Raw genomic sequence first — 554 nt, forward strand, 5'->3', positions numbered from 1 at the left:
CCGGAGGGACGCGCGGCATGGCGGCCCCGCCCGAGAAGTCGCCGTGCAGCGCCCGAACGGCCAGCCACGCGGCAGGCGCGAGCAGTCCGAGCAGCGTCAGCGCGAGCAGCGGCGAGAAGCGTCCGGCGCGGTCATGGAGCAGCGGCATCGGCGTTCCTTCGTTCCCTTGAAACCGGAACTACGTCGGAAGCCACGGGTTGTCTTACGCGCGGCGCGCTCACGAGGGGGTGAAACCCGGCAATCGGCGAAATTAGGTCAAATTTGACGCCTCTCGAAAACGCCCGTTTAGCGGTGCGCCACGTAGAGGATGACGTCCAAGAGGCCGCCATGTTCGCGTACCCCCGGAATGTCATTGCGCCCGCGTTGCGCCGGTTCGGCGCGTTCATCTCGTCCCAGGCCGCGGCCCTGCCTCTCTGCTACGCAGCCGCGCTGGCCACCTCTCGTCTCTATGAGGACGGCGCCGGCGCGCATCCGCCGCTGGCGCTCGCCTCCGCGGTGGCGCTCGGCGTCCTGCTGCGCTTCGGGCGCGCGCTCGAACTGCGGGACGCCGCGGC

Annotated in this window: 1 protein-coding gene; it reads left to right on the forward strand. The window is 70.2% G+C overall.

The features are described 5' to 3' along the window. Positions 1 to 327 precede the first annotated feature (327 nt). On the forward strand, positions 328 to 554 hold a 227-nt coding region (locus tag ACIKT0_RS19805; protein ID WP_407106952.1), incomplete at its 3' end, for a hypothetical protein.

The organism is Hansschlegelia beijingensis (genome assembly GCF_045505405.1).
Classification (GTDB): domain Bacteria; phylum Pseudomonadota; class Alphaproteobacteria; order Rhizobiales; family Methylopilaceae; genus Methylopila; species Methylopila beijingensis_A.